The sequence below is a fragment of the Methyloceanibacter marginalis genome (genome assembly GCF_001723295.1).
Taxonomy (GTDB): Bacteria; Pseudomonadota; Alphaproteobacteria; order Rhizobiales; family Methyloligellaceae; genus Methyloceanibacter; species Methyloceanibacter marginalis.
Map to the genome: position 1 here is coordinate 1 of NZ_LPWD01000296.1, position 3,413 is coordinate 3,413.

4 protein-coding genes and 2 pseudogenes are annotated in these 3,413 nt (G+C 64.5%); 2 read left to right on the forward strand and 4 right to left on the reverse strand.

Translation table 11 applies throughout. The features are described 5' to 3' along the window. Window positions 1–386, forward strand: a pseudogene (locus AUC71_RS11160) (hypothetical protein); the annotation flags it as partial. Next, window positions 383–1,253: pseudogene (gene nadC / locus AUC71_RS11165) on the forward strand (carboxylating nicotinate-nucleotide diphosphorylase). The pseudogenes AUC71_RS11160 and nadC, both read left to right, overlap by 4 nt. Here nadC and AUC71_RS11170 read toward each other — a convergent pair. From AUC71_RS11170 to AUC71_RS11185, 4 genes are all read right to left on the reverse strand, one after another. Continuing rightward, window positions 1,198–1,479: a hypothetical protein gene (locus tag AUC71_RS11170; protein ID WP_069624327.1), complete on the reverse strand. Its 282-nt coding sequence runs from the start codon at window positions 1,477–1,479 to the stop codon at window positions 1,198–1,200. The pseudogene nadC and the gene AUC71_RS11170 overlap by 56 nt on opposite strands. A gap of 20 nt (window positions 1,480–1,499) precedes the next feature. Next, window positions 1,500–1,742, reverse strand: coding sequence for a cell wall hydrolase (locus tag AUC71_RS11175; RefSeq protein ID WP_069624328.1), 243 nt, complete (start codon window positions 1,740–1,742; stop codon window positions 1,500–1,502). A 280-nt stretch (window positions 1,743–2,022) separates the two neighbouring features. Beyond that, window positions 2,023–2,352 (reverse strand): hypothetical protein, encoded by a 330-nt coding sequence (locus AUC71_RS11180; RefSeq protein ID WP_141701622.1) that lies wholly within the window; start codon window positions 2,350–2,352, stop codon window positions 2,023–2,025. Between the two features lie 326 nt (window positions 2,353–2,678). Continuing rightward, window positions 2,679–3,413 (reverse strand): putative PEP-binding protein (locus AUC71_RS11185; protein WP_342021842.1); only part of this gene is annotated, 735 nt, incomplete at its 5' end.

Consider the following 3,413-nt stretch of genomic DNA (forward strand, 5'->3'; position numbering starts at 1 on the left):
TTTTTCCGCCGCAGCGACGGAGCACGCTCCCGTCCGTCACGACGCGGAGGCTGAGCAGACCTTGCGCCGGACCATGGTCGGCGGAAGTCGGCGTGATCCGAGACGCGGGCTCGCTGTCCAAGGCGCTCGCCACCATCGTTACGCTTGAGCGGGAGAACGACGGCGATCCGCAGCTTGCCAATATGCTCACCACCGCCAAGCTAATGACGGCCGCCGCGCTGAGGCGCAAGGAAAGCCGCGGCGCACAGTTTCGCAGCGACTACCCGGCCTCGGACGAGGCCCAGGCGAAGCGCAGCTTCCTTACGCTGCGCAAGGCTGAGGAAATTGCCCGTGAGGCGGCCGGCGTCTCGAGTCCGCCGCAGCTGCGGGTGGTCTCGCAAGGATGACCAAAACAACGCCGTCCCGGCATGAGCTGCCCAAGCTGCTCGTGGACCGGGCCGTGCGCGCGGCACTGGAAGAAGATCTGGGGCTCGCGGGGGACATCACCACGGACCCCATCATCCCACCGGACGCGCATGGCGAAGCCGCCATCGTGGTGCGCGAGCGGCGGTCATCGCCGGACTCGATCTGGCCGAAGCCACGTTCCGGACACTCGATCCAAATGTTGGCTTCACCCGGATCGTGGAGGACGGTGCGCATGTCGAGGCTGGCGCCACCGTCGCGAGAATCGAGGGCCGCACACGGGCGCTGCTGACCGGGGAGCGGACGGCGCTCAATTTCTTCGGCCGGCTGTGCGGCATCGCCACGCTGACGGCCGAGTATGTATCCAAAGTCGAAGGAACGCCCGCGCGCATCGCCTGCACGCGAAAGACAACGCCGGGGTTGCGCGCTTTCGAGAAATACGCCGTGCGCTGCGGCGGCGGGGTGAACCACCGCTTCGGCCTTTATGACGCGGTGCTGGTCAAGGACAACCATATTGCCGCGGCCGGCGGGCTCGCGCCGGCGCTCGAACGGCTCAAGGCCCGCGGCGGCCACATGGTCAAGATCGAGGTCGAAGTGGACACGCTCGAACAGCTGGAGGAGGCCTTGCGGTTCCCGATCGACGCCGTGCTGCTCGACAACATGGATATTGCGACGCTGGAGAAGGCCGTGAGGCTTGCCCGCGGCAAAGTGCTGACCGAGCCTCGGGCGGCGTGAACTTAGAGACTGTGGCTGAAATTGCCCGGACGGGCGTCGACCTGATCTCGGTCGGTGCGCTTACTCACTCGCCCCGTAACCTAGACTCATCGCTTGAGTGGGCGCGGCCACGCTAGTGCCCGCAACGGCGGTGACCGAATTTGTGACGGACTCGCCGACGGCGCTGACCGAACCTGAAACGGCGCTGACCGCCGAGGCGAGAGACAGCGTCGGCAACAGATAACCGTCTTCATCGTCAGACTCGGCATCGTTCTCGGGCGCAGCCGAAGCCTCGACAATGTAAGGCTCTTCGTTGCGCTTCTTATAGAAGATATGCGCGCCGATCCGATCGACCTTGTTCATGCGGCGCGCCCAGCGGGGGCTCACATAGTTCGCGTGATAGAAGGTCGAATAACCACTTCGGGGAGCCATAGCTCGCCGGACATGATGCGCTTGGAGAGATCCTGCGCCAGCGCCCATTGGTCGTTGTCGCGGGGGGTGTCGGAGTGGCCGTCGCAGGCGAAGGAGAACTGGCAGCCTTTGCGCATCTGTCCTTGATAGACAACGCCGCAGATCGTCTGCGGAAAGACCGGGCTGCGGACGCGATTGAGGATGACCTGCGCCACGGCGACCTGACCGCGCTCCGGCTCGCCGCGGGCCTCGAAATAGATTGCGGTGGAGAGACACCGGCGCTCGCGGTCCTCGAACTCGGCTTGCGACTCGCCTGATAGCGGAAGTTGAGGGCCTCTTCGTTCGGCTGATAGGCGATGTCGTGCGGGTCCGGACGGAAGGCATCAACCTGGAAATCGGCGTTGAACGGCGAGGAGTAGCTGGCGTTCATGAAGAGCGAATTGTCGGGACGCCGCCTCTCCGGAACCTTGAGGGCGACCTCGGTCGTGGTGGGCATCAGGCGATCGCCTTTGGCGTCACGGCTAACGCCGCCGGCGACCACTTTGGCGAGACCCGCGCCCGCCAGTGAGGCTCGGCGGTAATGAGCTGCTTGCCGGCGTCGGTCACGGCCTGTGCCGCCGCATAGTGATCAGCGCGCGGGCCTTTGACACCGGTGGTGAAAAGCTTGGCCGCTTCGCCGGAAATCTCGCGCGGCGCGGCGGAGGCGTCGGCGGTGCGTGTGGCCGTGTAGATGGCTTCCGGCGGGGTCAGGTATAGCTCGACCTCGGTCGCGAGCTGGTTGCTCGTCGCAAGGACGTAGCCCATACCGATGAAGGGAAGCGGCACGAACGCAGTAATCGCGTGCCACATCCGACGAGACGAGCGCCGGCCCATTATCCCTCCAGGTCCCCGTAAAGGAAGACGGCCGGTCTTGTCCGGAGGTCCCCCTGTGCATTTACCCTAGCAGCGCGTCCTCATAGGCCCGCGAGTCTAGAGCGTCCCCAAAACAACCAGGCAAATTGGTGGGAAAATCAGCGACGTCAGCTTGGTAGTCCCCCACCGGATCGAGCCCGGAATCCCGTCTATTGCCGTTAACGCTGCCCGATAATTTAGGGCAAATTGTGTTGATCGGCAACGACCGCCTATTTCGACCGCCAAGGGCTAATTATCCGTTAGCGCTTGCTTTTCAGAGTCGCCTGGGCGGCGGCAAGCCGTGCGACGGGCACCCGGTAGGGTGAGCAGGACACGTAGGTGAGGCCGATTTTCTCACAGAACCCAATGGTTTCCGGGTCGCCGCCGTGCTCGCCGCACAACCCGATCTTGAGGTCCGGATGGACGGCGCGGCCCCGCTCCGTGCCGATTTTCATGAGCTCGCCCACCGCAACGTCGAGGGTTACAAAGGGATCGTGGTGAATAATTCCTTTCTCGGCGTACTCACTCAAGAATCGGCCGGCGTCGTCCCGACTCAAGCCGAACGTGGTCTGCGTTAGGTCATTGGTGCCAAAGGAGAAAAACTCCGCACTCTGTCCGATCTCGCCGGCCATGAGGCAGGCGCGCGGCAGCTCCACCATGGTGCCGACCTGATAGGCGAGGTTCGTCTCGCGCTCCTTCTCGACGGCGCGCGCGGTGGCCGTGATGCGCTCCTTGATGATATCGAGCTCGGCCTTGACGGCCACGAGCGGCACCATGATCTCCGGCGTCACCCTTTCATGCAGGGTCTTGCCGGTCTCAATCGCCGCCTCGAAGATCGCGCGCGCCTGCATCTCGACGATCTCCGGATAGCTGACGAGAAGACGCGCGCCGCGCTGGCCGAGCATGGGGTTGAATTCGCTCAACACGCTGATGCGCCGCTTTAGCCGCGCGAGGCTCACGCCCATGGCCTCGGCCACGTCGGCGATGGCCTCCTC

Bases quoted from the DNA above. Each gene is read 5' to 3' on its own strand.
- AUC71_RS11170 (WP_069624327.1), bottom strand. From the start codon at position 1,479: ATGAACAAGGTCGATCGGATCGGCGCGCATATCTTCTATAAGAAGCGC.